The following is a 14124-nucleotide window of genomic DNA, read 5'->3' as shown; positions in this document are numbered from 1 at the left end:
GCGAGCGACCCGGCGTTCTTCGGCGCGAAGATCGCGATCGCGCAGCTCTATGCGGAGCAGGTGCTGGTGCAGGCAGGCGCGCTCGAGGCGTCGATCGTCGGCACGAAGGGCAACGAGGGCGTGCTCGCGTTGACGGAAGACCAGTTCTGATTCTTCGCGGGACACTCGAGGTCATGAAAAAGGCGCCCCGGAGCGCCTTTCTCTTTGATGCCGGCCAGCAGGCCCGCATTGCCGCGGGCGGCTGCGGCTTATGCGTAGGCCGGGCGCGTCTGGCCTGCCACGTCCTTCAGGTAACGGTGTACCGACAGGTCGTCAGCCTGGATCGCAGGCATCTTGCCCGAGATCAGGTCCGCGAGCAGTTGGCCCGAACCGCACGACATCGTCCAGCCGAGCGTGCCGTGGCCGGTGTTCAGGAACAGGTTCGACACCGGCGTGCGGCCGACGATCGGCGTGCCGTCCGGCGTCATCGGGCGCAGGCCCGTCCAGAACGTTGCCTTCGACGTATCACCGCCGCCCGGGAACAGGTCGTTCACGCACATTTCGAGCGTTTCGCGGCGCGCGGCGCGCAGCTTCTTGTCGAAGCCGACGATTTCCGCCATGCCGCCGACGCGGATGCGCTGGTCGAAACGCGTGATCGCGATCTTGTAGGTTTCGTCGAGCACGGTCGACACGGGCGCGGCCGCTTCGTTGACGATCGGCGCGGTGATCGAATAGCCCTTCAGCGGATAGACGGGGATCTTCATCAGGTTCGAGATGAAGCTGGTCGAGTACGAGCCGAGCGCGACGACGTACGCGTCCGCACGCACCGTCTCGCTGCCGCACTGCACGCCGGCGATCTTGCCGCCCGCGATCGCGAGCGCATCGATCGGCGTGTTGTAGCGGAACTTCACGCCGAGCGATTCCGCGAGTGCCGCGAGGCGCGTCGTGAACAGCTGGCAGTCGCCCGTTTCGTCGCCCGGCAGGCGCAGGCCGCCCGTCAGCTTGTGCGAAACGGCGGCGAGGGCCGGTTCGGCATTCTTCAGGTCGGCCGGCGACAGCAGTTCGAACGGCACGTTCGCTTCCTGAAGGACGGCGATGTCCTTCGCTGCACCGTCGAGTTGCTGCTGCGTGCGGAACAGTTGCAGCGTGCCGCCCGTGCGGCCTTCGTACTGGATGCCGGTATCGGCGCGCAGCGCCTGCAGGCAGTCGCGGCTGTATTCGGCGAGGCGAACCATGCGGCCCTTGTTGACTGCATAGCGCTCGGCCGTGCAGTTGCGCAGCATCTGGTACATCCACTGGAGCTGGAAGCGCGTGCCGTCGAGGCGGATCGCGAGCGGCGCGTGTTTCTCGAACATCCATTTGACGGCCTTCAGCGGCACGCCGGGGGCGGCCCACGGCGCGGCATAGCCGGGGGAGATCTGGCCAGCGTTCGCGAAGCTCGTCTCGAGCGCCGGGCCGGCCTCCCGGTCGATCACCGTGACTTCATGACCGGCGCGCGCGAGGTAATACGCGCTTGCCACGCCCACCACACCGCTGCCCAGAATGACGACTCGCATAGCTGCTCCAGATGGAAGGGACCAGATCGAGGCCGGGCGCACCTGCGGCTCCGTGTAACCTCTAGCTGATCTAGTTTTTTGCGCTATGGTATTGTCGAATGTGTAGGTTTTGTTATCGTATTTTTCAGGTTTTCAGCATAAACAAATGAGAACGCAACGTCAGCCCGTACGCTCGCTCGACAAGCTCGACCGGCGCATCCTGAAACTGCTCCAGGACGACGGCCGGATGGCGATGAAGGACCTCGCGGAACAGGTCGGACTGACCGTCACGCCGTGCATCGAGCGTGTGCGGCGCATGGAGCGGGACGGCGTGATCACCGGTTATCACGCGCGTGTCGATCCCCACCAGCTGGATGCCGCGCTGCTGGTGTTCGTCGAGATCACGCTCGGCCACAAGGGCGGCAACATGTTCGAGCAATTCCGCCGGGAAGTGATGAAGATCGACGAGGTGCTCGAGTGTCATCTCGTGTCCGGCGATTTCGACTACCTGATCAAGGCGCGGATCGGCGAAATGGCCGACTACCGCAAGCTGCTCGGCGACATCCTGCTGCAGTTGCCCGGCGCCGTGCAGTCGAAGAGCTATGTCGTGATGGAAGAAATCAAGGAGACGCTGACGATCGCGGTGGGCGACTGACGTACCGGCGGCAGGCCGCCGGGCCCTTTATCCCGCCCTTGGCACGCTGCGCCCAATACTGTATAAATGTACAGTATTGGGCGCAGGCGAATGGGTGGGCATATGGACGATCGATCCGACAACGAATTTCCGATAGCGCCGCCCGTGCCCCGCAAGGGGCGCGGTGCGGTCGACAACCTGCAGGGGCGATACGAGATCGCCCAGCGTGAAGCGGTCGACGACGGCTGGACACACGAGTCGGACGATGCCGATTTCCCCGCGCCGCTGCGCACGCAGGTATTCGAGGAGCGGGCGAAGAGCATCCTGACGCACAACCAGTCGCCCGATATTCCATTCAGCGTATCGCTCAATCCGTATCGCGGTTGCGAGCACGGGTGCATCTACTGCTTTGCGCGTCCGACGCACAGTTATCTCGGCTTGTCGCCGGGGCTCGATTTCGAAAGCCGCATCTATGCGAAGGTCAATGCGGCCGAGTTGCTCGAGCGCGAGATTTCGCGCAAGCGCTACGTGCCGGAGCCGATCGCGCTCGGCGTCAACACCGACGCCTACCAGCCGGTCGAGCGCGACTTGCGCATCACGCGCAGCGTGATTCAGGTGATGCACGATCGCGGGTTGCCGTTCGCGGCGATCACGAAGTCGTCGCTGATCGAGCGCGATCTCGACTTGCTCGCGCCGATGGCCGAGCGCAAGCAGGTGATGGCGGCGGTCACGATCACGACGCTCGACGCCGATCTCGCGCGCACGCTCGAGCCGCGCGCGGCGACGCCGGCGCGACGGTTGCGTACGATTCGTGCGCTGAGCGAGGCGGGCGTGCCGGTCGGCGTGAGTATTGCGCCGGTGATTCCGTTCGTCACCGAGCCCGACATGGAGCGTGTGCTCGAGGCATGCGCGGAAGCCGGCGCGACGCATGCGAGCTACATCATCCTGAGGTTACCGTGGGAAGTCGCGCCGCTGTTCAAGAGCTGGCTGGCCGCGCATTTTCCCGACCGCGCGGAGCGCGTGATGAACCGCGTGCGCGACATGCGCGGCGGGAAAGACTACGACTCGGATTTCTCGAAACGGATGAAGGGCGAGGGAATCTGGGCCGACTTGCTGCGGCAGCGCTTCCGCCAGGCCGTCAAGCGGCTCGGGCTGAACGAGCGCACGAACGGCATTCTCGATCTGTCGCAGTTTCGCGGCACGCCTGCCGCCGCAGCGCCGGTGCCGCGTGTTGCTGTTCGTTCAGCCCGCACGCGATCGACGCAGGCGCGCGACGACATGCAATTGAACCTGTTCTGATCGGTGCGCCAAGCCAGCGCGGGGTGCCGGTGCGTCGCGTTCGTTGCGCTTACTGCGAAATCTGCTTGGCCGCTTCGACCTGCGACTCGAAATACGTCTGGAACGACAGTGCGAGCGCGGTCATCAGCAGGAACGCGCCGATCAGCAGCGAGAAGATCACCACGAAGATCACGGTCCAGCCCGACTTGCTTTGCCTGCCCGTCTCCGCGTTGAATTGCGCGTCCCATTTTTCGTCGGGACGCAGCCCGTAGACGAGCGCGGCGAGGAAGGCGGCCAGCAGCGAGATTGCGCCGGGTACCGCAAGCCACCAGCCGAGGCCGGCGCTGCGCTGGGTCGCGGCGAGCAAGAGGAAGCCCGGGATGCCGACGATCGTCGCGAGCAGGTGCGCCCAGCCGTACACGTCGCGAAAGCCATACAGATAGAAGCGGTGCGCGCCGAGCGAACCGAACAGGAACGCGAGGGCGGCGGTGAGCGTCTTGGAGCGGAAGCGGCGGGACGGTGCGGTGCTGCTGGACATGGATGGCGGCGTATTGTCGTTGGCATGGGCGGCCGGCGGGCCGGCGCGGGCGCGCGGCCCGGCACGCATTCTACGATGCCCGGTCGGGGCCGGTCACCCCTGTACTGCGTCAAGGTGCCGCATAGGTCACGCGATAGATTGCGCCCGCGTAGTCGTCGCTGACGAGCAGCGAGCCGTCCGGCAGCGGCAGCACGTCGGCAGGGCGTCCCCATACCGTGCCGTCGGGCCGCAGCCAGCCCGTGACGAACGGAGTCTGGCGCGCGTGGCTGCCGTCCGCCGAGACCACAACACGCATCACGCGGTAGCCGACCTTCGTGCTGCGGTTCCACGAGCCGTGTTCGGCAATGAACGCGTTGTTGCGGTACGACGCCGGAAACATCGGCCCTGTATAGAAGCGCATGCCAAGGGCCGCGACGTGTGCACCGAGTTTCAATACGGGCGGCGCGTAGCGGCGGCAAACGTCGGGGCTGCCGAATTCGGGGTCGGGCGTGTCGCCGCCATGGCAGTACGGGAAGCCGAAGTCGAGGCCCGCGCGCGGTGCGCGGTTCAGCTTGTCGTCGGGCACGTCGTCGCCCATCATGTCGCGCCCGTTGTCGGTAAACCACAGCTCGCCCGAATCGGGGTGCCACGCGAAGCCGACCGTATTGCGTATGCCGCGGGCGACAACCTCGCTCCCGCTGCCGTCCGCCTTCATGCGCGCGATGATCGCGTAGCGGCTGCGATCGGCGAGACAGACGTTGCACGGTGCGCCGGTCGGCACGTACAGCTTGCCGTCGGGGCCGAACGCGATGAATTTCCAGCCGTGATGGTGTTCGGTCGGCAGCGCGTCGGTGACGACGGCGGGTGCGGGCGGCGTGGCGAGCCGGTCGTCGATGCGATCGAGCCGCAGGATGCGCGATACGGCTGATATATAGAGTGCGCCGTCACGGTAGGCGACACCGACGGGCATGTCGAGCCCGGAAGCGATCACGTAGCGCGCGCTGATCCGGCCCTCGTGCATCACGAACGCGTGCACGCGGCCTTCCCGCGTGCCGACATACAGGATGCCGCGTGGCGACCACGCCATTTCGCGCGCGGTCGGTACCGCGTCGGCCAGCACTTCGACGTGGAAGCCGGGCGGCACGACGAGTTCGCCCACCGGCAGCGGCGCGGCTGACGCCATTGCGGATACGAGGCAGGCAAGGCCGGCAAGCAGCGCCGCAAAACGGTGCTGCTTGCGGCGCATCGAGGCGGCGCGAAGGGGCGGCATGACGGTGTGGAACGTCCCGGACACGACGATTCTATGCCCGGCGGACAGGCCGCCCGCGGATTTTTTGCGCGTAAGTGTTTGTTGTACCTCTGGTTTCCGGCTATAATCGCGTGTTTCAGTAGTTTCGAACCCGGTTTTCCCGAAGGACATTATATGGTTATCATCCGTCTGGCTCGTGGCGGCTCGAAGAAGCGCCCGTTCTACAACATCGTTGCTACCGATTCGCGCAACCGTCGTGACGGCCGCTTCATCGAGCGCGTCGGCTTCTACAACCCGGTCGCCACTAAGGGCGAATCGCTGCGTATCGCTCAGGATCGCCTGACGTACTGGCAAGGCGTTGGCGCGCAACTGTCGCCGACCGTCCAGCGTCTCGTGAAGGAAGCGCAAAAGGCGCAACCGGCTGCCTAACATGGCACGGTGTGCCGGTCGTGCCGGCTGTGAGGTGCATTGATGGCGGGTCACGATTCCGGTAATGCAAGGCGCGGGCGTGCGTCGTTTGGCGCATTCGTCCGCAAGCCGGTCGAGCGCGACGTTGTCGCGAACGCCGGTCAGGCTGCCGAGCAGGGCAGTCTCGAAGTGGCGCAAGCCTGGCCCGACGATGCCGTCGAGGTCGGGGCTGTGGTCGACGCCTATGGCCTGAAGGGTTGGGTCAAGGTGGCGACGCATGCCGACGCCGGTCGCGGTGGCGACGCGCTGCTCAAGGCGCGCCGCTGGTGGCTGGAGCGCGGTGCGGAGCGGCTTTCCGTCCGCATCCTGCAGTCGAAGACGCACAGCGACACTGTCGTTGCGCAACCCGCGGGCGTGAGCGACCGCGATGCCGCGCTGGCCATGCGCGGTTTTCGCGTGTTCGTGCGCCGGGAAGATTTCCCGGCATTGGCCGCGGACGAATTCTATTGGGTCGACCTGATCGGTCTCGATGTCGTCAACGAGCAATCGGTGGCGCTCGGAAAGGTGAGCGGGATGATCGACAACGGCGTGCATTCGATCATGCGTGTCGAGTATCCGGCGACCGGCAAAGACGGTCAGCCGACCACCGACGAGCGGTTGATTCCGTTCGTCGGCGTATACGTCAAAACGGTGGATCAGGCGGCGCGTCGCATCGTCGTCGACTGGGAAGCCGATTACTGAAATGAACCAGGTTACCGAGAGCGCGGTGCAGTTCGACGTCGTCACGCTCTTTCCCGAGATGTTCCGTGCACTGACCGACTGGGGGATCACCAGCCGGGCCGTCAAGCAAGGGCGCTTCGGGTTGCGCACCTGGAACCCGCGTGATTTCACGACGGACAACTACCGCACGGTCGACGATCGTCCGTACGGCGGCGGTCCGGGCATGGTGATGCTGGCCAGGCCGCTCGAAGCCGCGATCGATGCCGCGAAAGCGGCGCAGGCGGAACAGGGTATCGCGAGCACGCGTGTCGTGATGATGTCGCCGCAAGGCGCACCGCTCACGCACGATCGCGCGGTGCGGATGGCGCAGGAACCCGGCGTTGTCGTGCTGTGCGGCCGTTATGAAGCGATCGACCAGCGCCTGCTCGATCGTTGCGTCGACGAGGAAATCAGCCTCGGCGATTTCGTATTGTCGGGCGGCGAACTGCCGGCGATGGCGATGATGGATGCGGTCGTGCGGTTGCTGCCCGGCGTGCTGAACGATTCGCTGTCGGCCGTGCAGGACAGTTTCGCCGACGGCCTGCTCGATTGTCCGCACTACACGCGCCCCGAGGAATACGATGGCATGCGCGTGCCGGACGTACTGCTCGGTGGGCATCATGCCGAGATCGAGCGGTGGCGGCGCCAGGAAGCATTGAGGAATACGTTGCGGAAGCGGCCGGACCTGATCGTCCGGGCGCGCCGCGAGAAGTTGTTGAGCCGGGCCGACGAGGCGTGGCTTGCGAACCTCGCACGCGAAGCGAAGGACGCCTCCTGAGGCGGTGTCGCGGGCGGGAATTGGCGGTGTCGTGCATGCGTGTGCGGCGCCTGATGTGAATCCATCCTCTATCGGGGCCAGGCCTGGAAGCAGGCGGGTGCCAACGCCGACACGATGGCATAAGGAGTCAGTAATGAATCTGATCGCAAAACTTGAGCAGGAAGAAATCGAGCGCGCGCTCGCCGGCAAGACGATCCCCGAATTCGCCCCGGGCGATACGGTGATCGTGAACGTGAACGTGGTTGAAGGTAACCGCAAGCGCGTTCAGGCCTACGAAGGCGTCGTGATCGCTATTCGCAACCGTGGCCTGAACTCGAATTTCATCGTCCGCAAGATCTCGTCGGGCGAAGGCGTCGAGCGTACGTTCCAGACGTACTCGCCGCTGCTGGCAAGCATCGTCGTGAAGCGCCGCGGTGATGTGCGTCGTGCGAAGCTGTACTACCTGCGCGAGCGTTCGGGCAAGTCGGCTCGTATCAAGGAAAAGCTGGTGTCGAAGGATCGCGCCGCAGCAGCTTCCCAAGAGTAAGAGCTGTAAGGAAAAAGCACCCACCCGGGTGCTTTTTTCATTCTGGCGCGACAATATGCTCGATACGACACAAACACGAGAGCCCCATTGAATCGCCGCCCCATCATCGATCCCGAAGTCCTGCCGGTCGAAGGCACCGGCGCCGGCCTGCCGGCCATCGATTCCCGCCTGATGACACCGTCCGGCCTGCGCGACCGTTTCGCGCGCACGCTCGAGTGGAGCGTCGAGCCCGACGAGGCGAGACTGCAGGAGGGCGTCGATCCGCGTAGCGCGGCCGTCCTCGTCCCGCTCGTCGTCCGCGAGTCCGGCCTCACCATGCTGCTGACCCAGCGCGCCGACCACCTGAACGACCACGCCGGACAGATCAGCTTCCCCGGCGGTCGCCGCGAACCGTTCGATCGTGACGCGACCGCAACCGCGTTGCGCGAGGCGAAGGAAGAGATCGGGCTGGCGGACGAGCGTGTCGAGATCCTCGGCGCGTTACCCGACTACCTGACCGGCACGGGCTTCTGCGTGACGCCGGTGGTCGGCCTCGTGCATCCGCCGTTCACCGTGCAGGCCGACACGTTCGAAGTGGCCGAGATTTTCGAGGTGCCGCTCGCGTTCCTGATGAATCCCGCGAACCATCAGGTTCGGGTGTTTCGCTGGGAAGGCGGCGAGCGTCGTTTTTTTGCGATGCCCTATCCGAATGGCGAACCCGGCGGGCATTACTTCATCTGGGGCGCAACTGCCGGCATGTTGCGCAATCTGTACCGCTTCTTGGCCGCCGGCTAGGCGCGCACGGCGGCCGGCGCGCGCGGCCGGCTGCCGCACGACCGCGCCGGCAGCCATCCGGTGCTTACGCTGTGCTATCGTTATGCAAAAAATGACATAACTCCGAAGACGGCGCCACGCATGACTTTCTTTTCGGTTCTCCTCGCCCTCATCATCGAACAGGTCCGCGCGTTGTCGCCGAACAATCCGGTGTTCGCGCTGTTCCAGTTTCATGCGGAAACCGTCGCGCATGGTCTCGACGCAGGCAAGCAGAAGCACGGCATCCTCGCATGGCTCGCGGTCGTGCTGCCGTGGGTGCTGATCGTCGCGCTGATCTATTTCCTGCTGTACAAGGTGAGCTTCGTGCTCGCGTTCATCTGGAACGTCGTCGTCGTGTATTTCACGCTCGGCTTCCGCCAGTTCAGCCACTACTTCACCGACATCCACCTCGCGCTCAACAACGATGACGTGCCGCGTGCGCGCGAAATCCTGCACGAGTGGACGGGTATCGACACGGTCGACATGCCGGTCGGCGAAATCGTCCGCCATACGCTGATTCACGCCGTTGTCGCATCGCATCGTCACGTGTTCGGCGTGTTCTTCTGGTACGTGCTGCCGATCGGCCCGGCCGGCGCCGTGCTGTACCGGATTTCCGAATACCTCGCGCGCAGCTGGTCGACGCCGGGCGACGACCGCACGGCAGCTTTTTCGACGTTCGCGCAGCGCGCGTTCTTCGTGATCGACTGGATTCCCTCGCGACTGACCGCGCTCGGCTTTGCAATCGTCGGTAACTTCGAGGACGCGATCTACGCGTGGCGCAACCATACGCGCCAGTGGCCCGATCCGAACGACGGCGTCCTGCTGGCAGCCGGTAGCGGTGCGCTCGGTGCACGCCTCGCGGGGCCGCTCGCGGAACCGTCGAGCCTCGATGCGCTGGCGGTCGGTGACAGCGGTCCGTTGACGGTCGGCGACGATTGCACGCCGCGTACGCTGCAATCCGCGGTTGGCCTTGTCTGGCGCGCGGTGATCCTGTGGATGATTCTGCTGCTGATGCTGACGCTCGCCGTCTGGGTGTCGTGACGGGGCAGTGCGGTGCCCGATGAAAGACAAAAGGCCGGCTTGATGCCGGCCTTTTTGCTGTGCGGGTCAATCGTCGCGCGGGTCGCGCACGGCGCCGCATTGCCAGCAGGCCGTGAACTGGGCCTCGAGCGCCTCCCCGCACTGCCGGCAGCGCCACGGCGCGGCGCCGGCGGACGGGCCGTGCGAAGCGGCATCGAGGAGCCGGCGCGCGAGCGCGTCGTCGCGTTCGTCGTCGAGCCACAGCTCGGGCGTGCACGCGTCGGCAGGCAGGCCGCCGAGTGCGCCGGTCGCGTAGCAGTTATGCAGCTCGCAACCGATGCCGGCCACCTGGAGCACGTTGGCCCAATGCTGCGCCGTCGCGAGATCGGGTGCCTTGAAACGCATCGCGGCTCCTGTCGGTGAGGGCCGGCCCGCATGGCACCGGCTGGCCGCCGCGCGCGTGCCGCGCGATCAGCGGACGATCTGGCTTGCCTCGTGCACGAGCTGCGCATACAGCGCATGCCGTGTCGGCGCGATGCGGCCGTCGGCGACGGCTTCGAGAATCGCGCAGCCGGGTTCGTGCAGATGATGGCAATTATAGAAACGGCAGTCCGCGAGCAGCGGCCGGAACTCCGGAAACGCGCGCTCGAGACGGCCTTCCGTCAGGTGGTAGAGGCCGAATTCCTGGAAGCCCGGCGAATCGATCAGGGCGCCGCCGCCTTCCAGCGGGTAGAGGCGCGTGAACGTCGTCGTGTGACGGCCGCTGTTGAGCGCGGCCGAAATCTCGCGGGTGGCGGCTTCGGCGTCGGGAACGAGCAGGTTCACGAGCGTCGACTTGCCCATCCCGGACTGGCCGAGCAGGATCGTCGAATGCCCGGCGAGGTGCGGCATCAGTTGCGCGCGCGCGTCGTCGGGCGAGCCTTTCACCGACAGCTCGAGCACGTCGTAGCCGAGTGCGCGGTAGGGCGCGAGGCGCTCGCGCGCGACCGGCAGCGCGGCTTCGACGTCGATCTTGTTCAGCACGACGAGCGGCTTCAGCTCGTTTGCCTCGGCGGCAATCAGCGCGCGGCCGAGCAAGTCCTCGCTGAAATAGGGCTCGGTCGCGAGCACGATCAGCAACTGGTCGAGGTTGGCCGCGAACAGCTTCGACTTGAACTGGTCGGAACGGTACAGCAGGTTGCGCCGTTCGCCGATCTCGACGATGACGCCCTGGTCGGCCGAGGCGAGTTCGTACGCGACACGGTCGCCGACCGCGATATCGCTCTTCTTGCCGCGCGGGAAGCACTGCAGCATCGGGCCGCCATCGTCGGGCGCGACGATGTAGTGACGCCCGTGCGCCGCGATCACGCGGCCTTCGGCACGCTGCGCGCCCGACGCGCGCGGGGCCGGCTTGCGGGAGGTCGGCCGGCTCATGCGTGCTGCAGCAGGCGGTCGATCCGCTGCGAGGCGGGCGGATGCGAGTAGTAGAAGGCCGTATAGACAGGGTCGGGCGTCAGCGTCGACGCATTGTCCTCATAGAGCTTCACGAGCGCGCTGACGAGATCCTGCGCGTCGGTCTGGCTGGCCGCGAATGCGTCGGCCTCGAATTCGTGCTTGCGCGACGTGAGGCTGCCGAACGGCGTCGCGAAGAACAGGAACACGGGAATCGCGAGGAAGAACAGCACGAGCGCGGCGCCCGCGTTGCTCGTGTCGAGCGACGGCGTGACGCCGAGCCCCGTGTAGAACCACGTGCGCTGCGCAAGCCAGCCGAGCAGCGCGAGCAGCACGAGGCTCAGCACGAACGACACGAGCATTCGCTTCATCACGTGGCGGCGCTTGAAGTGGCCGAGTTCGTGCGCGAGCACGGCCTCGATTTCCTGGCCGGACAGCCGCGCGAGCAGCGTGTCGAAGAACACGATCCGCTTCGAGGCGCCGAAGCCAGTGAAGTACGCGTTGCCGTGCGCGGAGCGGCGGCTGCCGTCCATCACGAACAGGCCCTTCGCCGCGAAGCCGCAGCGCTTCATCAGCGACTCGATGCGCGCGCGCAGCGCGTCGTCCTTGAGCGGTTCGAACTTGTTGAAGATCGGTGCGATGAAGGTCGGGTAGATCAGCAGCACGAGCATCTGGAACGCGACCCAGACGATCCAGGTCCACAGCCACCACAGGCTGCCGGCCTGGTTCATCAGCCACAGCACGACGAACAGCAGCGGCAGGCCGAGCGCGGCGCCAAGCAGCGAGTTTTTCAGCATGTCGGTGAAGAACAGCCGCTTGGTCATCCGGTTGAAGCCGAAGCGCTGTTCGATTCCGAACTGGCGGTAATACTCGAACGGGACGTCGATCGCGCTCGTGATCACGAGCACCGCGGCGACGAGCGCGACCTGCTGCCCGTAGCCGCGGCCGAGCCAGCCGGTGAGCAGCGTGTCGAGCGCGCCGACGCCGCCGAGCAGCGTGAGGCCGACCAGCACGGCCGCGCTGACGACGATCTCGAGCATCGTCAGCCGGGTGCGCTCGACCGTATAGTCGGCCGCGCGCTGGTGGGCGGTCAGCGGGATGGTCGCGCTGAACTGCGCGGGGACGCCGTTGCGGTGCGCGGCGACGAAGCGGATCTGCCGCGACGCGAGCCACAGCTTGGTGACGACCATCGCGAGCACGGCGAGCGCGAACAGCAGGGTGAACGAAAAGGGTGACATCGAAGGCGCCAAAGGGTTCTATGCGAGAATTATATGTTCTTGCGGACCGGGCCCGCTGATGCGATGCCGGCCGCCCGGGCGGCGCCGCGCGCTGCCCGCCATTTTCCAGGATGACTCATGACCGATACCGCCGCTTCCACCAGCCAGCCCGCGCTCGTGCGCAACGAGTTGAACCTCGTCTGGCTCGACATGGAGATGACGGGCCTCGACCCGGATAACGACCGCATCATCGAGATCGCGGTCGTCGTGACCAATTCCACGCTCGACGTCGCCGTCGAAGGCCCCGTGTTCGCGATCCACCAGAGCGACGAAACGCTCGCGAAGATGGACGACTGGAACAAGTCGACGCACGGCCGCTCGGGCCTGATCGACCGCGTGCGCGCGTCGACCGTGACCGAGGCGGACGCCGCCGCGCAGCTGCAGGCCTTCCTCGCGCAGTACGTGTCGCCCGGCAAGTCGCCGATGTGCGGCAACTCGATCTGCCAGGACCGCCGCTTCATGGCGCGCTGGATGCCCGAATTCGAGCGGTTCTTCCACTACCGCAACCTCGACGTCAGCACGCTCAAGGAGCTGTGCCGCCGCTGGCAACCGGCGATCTACAAGGGGTTCCAGAAGCGGGCGATGCACACGGCGCTCGCGGACATCCACGAGTCGATCGACGAGCTGAAGTACTACCGCGAGCATTTCCTGATTCCGGCCGCGTCGGCTCCGGCAGGCGAGTCCGCGCCGGCCGCCTGAGCGGGCCGGCACGCGCCCGGCGCCGGGTACAGGCTCAGCGCCGCGCGCTTTTCGGCCGGAACGCCGCGACCACCGCGGCGTCGGTCTCGATATACGGGCCGCCGATCAGGTCGATGCAGTAGGGCACCGCGGCGAAGATGCCGGGCACGGTCGACTTGCCGTCGGCATCGCGCAACCCTTCGAGCGTTTCCCGGATCGATTTCGGCTGGCCCGGCAGGTTGATGATCAGCGCCGCATGGTCGGCTTGGGCCGTTTCGCGGATTACCGCGACCTGCCGCGACAGGATCGCGGTCGGCACGAAATTCAGGCTGATCTGCCGCATCTGTTCACCGAACCCGGGCATTTCCTTCGTCGCCACGGCCAGCGTGGCCTCGGGCGTCACGTCGCGGCGCGCGGGGCCCGTGCCGCCGGTCGTCAGCACGAGGTCGCACCCCGCGACGTCGACGAGCTCGGCGAGCGTGGCGGAGATCGTGGGCGCATCGTCCTGGATCAGGCGCGTTTCGGCGCGCCACGGCGACGTGAGCGCGCCGGCGAGCCACTCCTGCAACGCCGGAATGCCCTTGTCTTCGTAGACGCCCGTGCTCGCGCGGTCGCTGATCGACACGAGGCCGACGACGAGCTCGTCCGGGTGGTTACGCTTCGTCGTCATGGTCGTCTCCGGCGTCGTCCGCCGCTTCGTCGTCCGCATCGGACGTGCCGCCGGCGGCCTTGATCCACTGGAACAGCTCGCGGAAATAGCGCGGCGGCTTGCCCTGCTGCGCTTCCTTGCGTGCGTTGCGGATCAGCGTGCGGCCTTCCTGGATATCGGCTTCAGGGTGCTGGCGCAGGAATTCGGTCAGCGCATCGTCGTTCGCGAGCAGCTGTTCGCGCGTGCGTTCGATCCAGTGAAGGCGGGCCGTCGCGGCCTTGTTCACGCCGCGCTGCGCGTCGAGCGCGGTGCGCAGCGCGGCCGTCTCGTCGTCGGTCAGCGAGCGCATCACGCGGCCGACGTACTGGAGCTGGCGGCGCTTGCCTTCGTGATCGGTGATCCGGCGGGCTTCGCGCACGGCGTCCGCGAGATCTTCGGGCATCGGCATGCGCTTGAGGGCGTCCTTCGGCAGGTCGACGAGCGCCTGGCCGAGCTCCTGCAGCGCGTGCATTTCGCGTTTCAACTGGGATTTGCTGGGGCGATCGTAGCCATTGTCGTCGTCCTCGACGGCATGCTCGATCGGCTGGATTCGGGTTTTGCGTGTCATGGACGGC

The 14124-nt window shown here is 66.2% G+C and carries 17 protein-coding genes; 9 read left to right on the top strand and 8 right to left on the bottom strand.

Annotation, left to right across the window (positions count from 1 at the left end; genetic code table 11):
- Nucleotides 1–248: 248 nt before the first annotated feature.
- Complete coding sequence (locus ABIC51_RS33575; RefSeq protein ID WP_027788049.1) at nt 249–1535, bottom strand: D-amino acid dehydrogenase; 1287 nt, start codon at nt 1533–1535, stop codon at nt 249–251.
- Between the two features lie 145 nt (nt 1536–1680).
- On the opposite strand from ABIC51_RS33575, the gene ABIC51_RS33570 reads away from it, so the two are divergent.
- Together ABIC51_RS33570 and ABIC51_RS33565 are read left to right on the top strand one after the other, a co-directional pair.
- On the top strand, nt 1681–2169 hold the full coding sequence (locus ABIC51_RS33570) for an Lrp/AsnC ligand binding domain-containing protein (protein ID WP_011351353.1): 489 nt from the start codon (nt 1681–1683) through the stop codon (nt 2167–2169).
- Nucleotides 2170–2259: 90 nt separating this feature from the next.
- Nucleotides 2260–3447: a PA0069 family radical SAM protein gene (locus ABIC51_RS33565; protein WP_124536772.1), complete on the top strand. Its 1188-nt coding sequence runs from the start codon at nt 2260–2262 to the stop codon at nt 3445–3447.
- A gap of 49 nt (nt 3448–3496) precedes the next feature.
- On the opposite strand, the gene ABIC51_RS33560 is transcribed toward ABIC51_RS33565, so the two are convergent.
- Complete coding sequence (locus ABIC51_RS33560) at nt 3497–3964, bottom strand: NINE protein (RefSeq protein ID WP_027788047.1); 468 nt, start codon at nt 3962–3964, stop codon at nt 3497–3499.
- 109 nt (nt 3965–4073) lie between these two features.
- Nucleotides 4074–5213: a PQQ-dependent sugar dehydrogenase gene (locus ABIC51_RS33555; protein WP_175897851.1), complete on the bottom strand. Its 1140-nt coding sequence runs from the start codon at nt 5211–5213 to the stop codon at nt 4074–4076.
- Between the two features lie 153 nt (nt 5214–5366).
- On the opposite strand from ABIC51_RS33555, the gene rpsP reads away from it, so the two are divergent.
- The 6 genes from rpsP to ABIC51_RS33525 all read left to right on the top strand — a co-directional run bounded on the left by rpsP (nt 5367) and on the right by ABIC51_RS33525 (nt 9496).
- On the top strand, nt 5367–5621 hold the full coding sequence (rpsP, locus tag ABIC51_RS33550) for a 30S ribosomal protein S16 (RefSeq protein WP_006476550.1): 255 nt from the start codon (nt 5367–5369) through the stop codon (nt 5619–5621).
- Nucleotides 5622–5663: 42 nt separating this feature from the next.
- Entirely contained in the window at nt 5664–6341 is a 678-nt protein-coding gene (gene rimM, locus ABIC51_RS33545) for a ribosome maturation factor RimM (RefSeq protein ID WP_027788045.1), read from the top strand.
- 1 nt (nt 6342) lies between these two features.
- Nucleotides 6343–7137, top strand: coding sequence for a tRNA (guanosine(37)-N1)-methyltransferase TrmD (gene trmD / locus ABIC51_RS33540; RefSeq protein WP_027788044.1), 795 nt, complete (start codon nt 6343–6345; stop codon nt 7135–7137).
- 133 nt (nt 7138–7270) lie between these two features.
- Complete coding sequence (gene rplS / locus ABIC51_RS33535) at nt 7271–7663, top strand: 50S ribosomal protein L19 (RefSeq protein WP_006753174.1); 393 nt, start codon at nt 7271–7273, stop codon at nt 7661–7663.
- Nucleotides 7664–7750: 87 nt separating this feature from the next.
- On the top strand, nt 7751–8437 hold the full coding sequence (locus tag ABIC51_RS33530; protein ID WP_021159741.1) for a CoA pyrophosphatase: 687 nt from the start codon (nt 7751–7753) through the stop codon (nt 8435–8437).
- 120 nt (nt 8438–8557) lie between these two features.
- Entirely contained in the window at nt 8558–9496 is a 939-nt protein-coding gene (locus ABIC51_RS33525) for a CobD/CbiB family protein (protein WP_021159740.1), read from the top strand.
- 66 nt (nt 9497–9562) lie between these two features.
- Here the strand turns inward: ABIC51_RS33525 and ABIC51_RS33520 are convergent, their stop codons facing one another.
- The 3 genes from ABIC51_RS33520 to ABIC51_RS33510 form a co-directional block, all read right to left on the bottom strand.
- On the bottom strand, nt 9563–9880 hold the full coding sequence (locus ABIC51_RS33520) for a putative signal transducing protein (protein WP_021159739.1): 318 nt from the start codon (nt 9878–9880) through the stop codon (nt 9563–9565).
- Nucleotides 9881–9946: 66 nt separating this feature from the next.
- Nucleotides 9947–10888, bottom strand: coding sequence for a ribosome small subunit-dependent GTPase A (gene rsgA / locus ABIC51_RS33515; protein WP_021159738.1), 942 nt, complete (start codon nt 10886–10888; stop codon nt 9947–9949).
- Nucleotides 10885–12144, bottom strand: coding sequence for a M48 family metallopeptidase (locus ABIC51_RS33510; protein ID WP_021159737.1), 1260 nt, complete (start codon nt 12142–12144; stop codon nt 10885–10887). The genes rsgA and ABIC51_RS33510 overlap by 4 nt, the downstream gene beginning before the upstream one ends.
- Before the next feature lie 117 nt (nt 12145–12261).
- Here ABIC51_RS33510 and orn point away from each other — a divergent pair, with 117 nt between their 5' ends.
- Nucleotides 12262–12882 carry an oligoribonuclease gene (orn, locus tag ABIC51_RS33505; protein WP_021159736.1) on the top strand — a complete coding sequence of 207 codons (621 nt, stop codon included), beginning with the start codon at nt 12262–12264 and terminating at the stop codon, nt 12880–12882.
- 34 nt (nt 12883–12916) lie between these two features.
- Here orn and mog read toward each other — a convergent pair whose 3' ends face one another.
- Both mog and yjgA read right to left on the bottom strand, forming a co-directional pair.
- A complete protein-coding gene (gene mog / locus ABIC51_RS33500) occupies nt 12917–13531 on the bottom strand; it encodes a molybdopterin adenylyltransferase (protein WP_027788041.1) in 615 nt (204 codons plus the stop codon).
- On the bottom strand, nt 13515–14117 hold the full coding sequence (gene yjgA, locus ABIC51_RS33495; RefSeq protein ID WP_272481468.1) for a ribosome biogenesis factor YjgA: 603 nt from the start codon (nt 14115–14117) through the stop codon (nt 13515–13517). The genes mog and yjgA overlap by 17 nt, the downstream gene beginning before the upstream one ends.
- Nucleotides 14118–14124 lie beyond the last annotated feature (7 nt).

It is taken from the genome of Burkholderia sp. 572, assembly GCF_040545135.1.
GTDB classification, from domain to species: Bacteria; Pseudomonadota; Gammaproteobacteria; order Burkholderiales; family Burkholderiaceae; genus Burkholderia; species Burkholderia cepacia.
Note: the sequence above shows the minus strand (reverse complement) of the source record. Positions and strands in the feature narration are given on the sequence as shown.

Bases quoted from the DNA above. Each gene is read 5' to 3' on its own strand.
- ABIC51_RS33575 (WP_027788049.1), bottom strand. From the start codon at position 1,535: ATGCGAGTCGTCATTCTGGGCAGCGGTGTGGTGGGCGTGGCAAGCGCG.
- ABIC51_RS33570 (WP_011351353.1), top strand. From the start codon at position 1,681: ATGAGAACGCAACGTCAGCCCGTACGCTCGCTCGACAAGCTCGACCGG.
- ABIC51_RS33565 (WP_124536772.1), top strand. From the start codon at position 2,260: ATGGGTGGGCATATGGACGATCGATCCGACAACGAATTTCCGATAGCG.
- ABIC51_RS33560 (WP_027788047.1), bottom strand. From the start codon at position 3,964: ATGTCCAGCAGCACCGCACCGTCCCGCCGCTTCCGCTCCAAGACGCTC.
- ABIC51_RS33555 (WP_175897851.1), bottom strand. From the start codon at position 5,213: ATGCCGCCCCTTCGCGCCGCCTCGATGCGCCGCAAGCAGCACCGTTTT.
- rpsP (WP_006476550.1), top strand. From the start codon at position 5,367: ATGGTTATCATCCGTCTGGCTCGTGGCGGCTCGAAGAAGCGCCCGTTC.
- rimM (WP_027788045.1), top strand. From the start codon at position 5,664: ATGGCGGGTCACGATTCCGGTAATGCAAGGCGCGGGCGTGCGTCGTTT.
- trmD (WP_027788044.1), top strand. From the start codon at position 6,343: ATGAACCAGGTTACCGAGAGCGCGGTGCAGTTCGACGTCGTCACGCTC.
- rplS (WP_006753174.1), top strand. From the start codon at position 7,271: ATGAATCTGATCGCAAAACTTGAGCAGGAAGAAATCGAGCGCGCGCTC.
- ABIC51_RS33525 (WP_021159740.1), top strand. From the start codon at position 8,558: ATGACTTTCTTTTCGGTTCTCCTCGCCCTCATCATCGAACAGGTCCGC.
- ABIC51_RS33520 (WP_021159739.1), bottom strand. From the start codon at position 9,880: ATGCGTTTCAAGGCACCCGATCTCGCGACGGCGCAGCATTGGGCCAAC.
- rsgA (WP_021159738.1), bottom strand. From the start codon at position 10,888: ATGAGCCGGCCGACCTCCCGCAAGCCGGCCCCGCGCGCGTCGGGCGCG.
- ABIC51_RS33510 (WP_021159737.1), bottom strand. From the start codon at position 12,144: ATGTCACCCTTTTCGTTCACCCTGCTGTTCGCGCTCGCCGTGCTCGCG.
- orn (WP_021159736.1), top strand. From the start codon at position 12,262: ATGACCGATACCGCCGCTTCCACCAGCCAGCCCGCGCTCGTGCGCAAC.
- mog (WP_027788041.1), bottom strand. From the start codon at position 13,531: ATGACGACGAAGCGTAACCACCCGGACGAGCTCGTCGTCGGCCTCGTG.
- yjgA (WP_272481468.1), bottom strand. From the start codon at position 14,117: ATGACACGCAAAACCCGAATCCAGCCGATCGAGCATGCCGTCGAGGAC.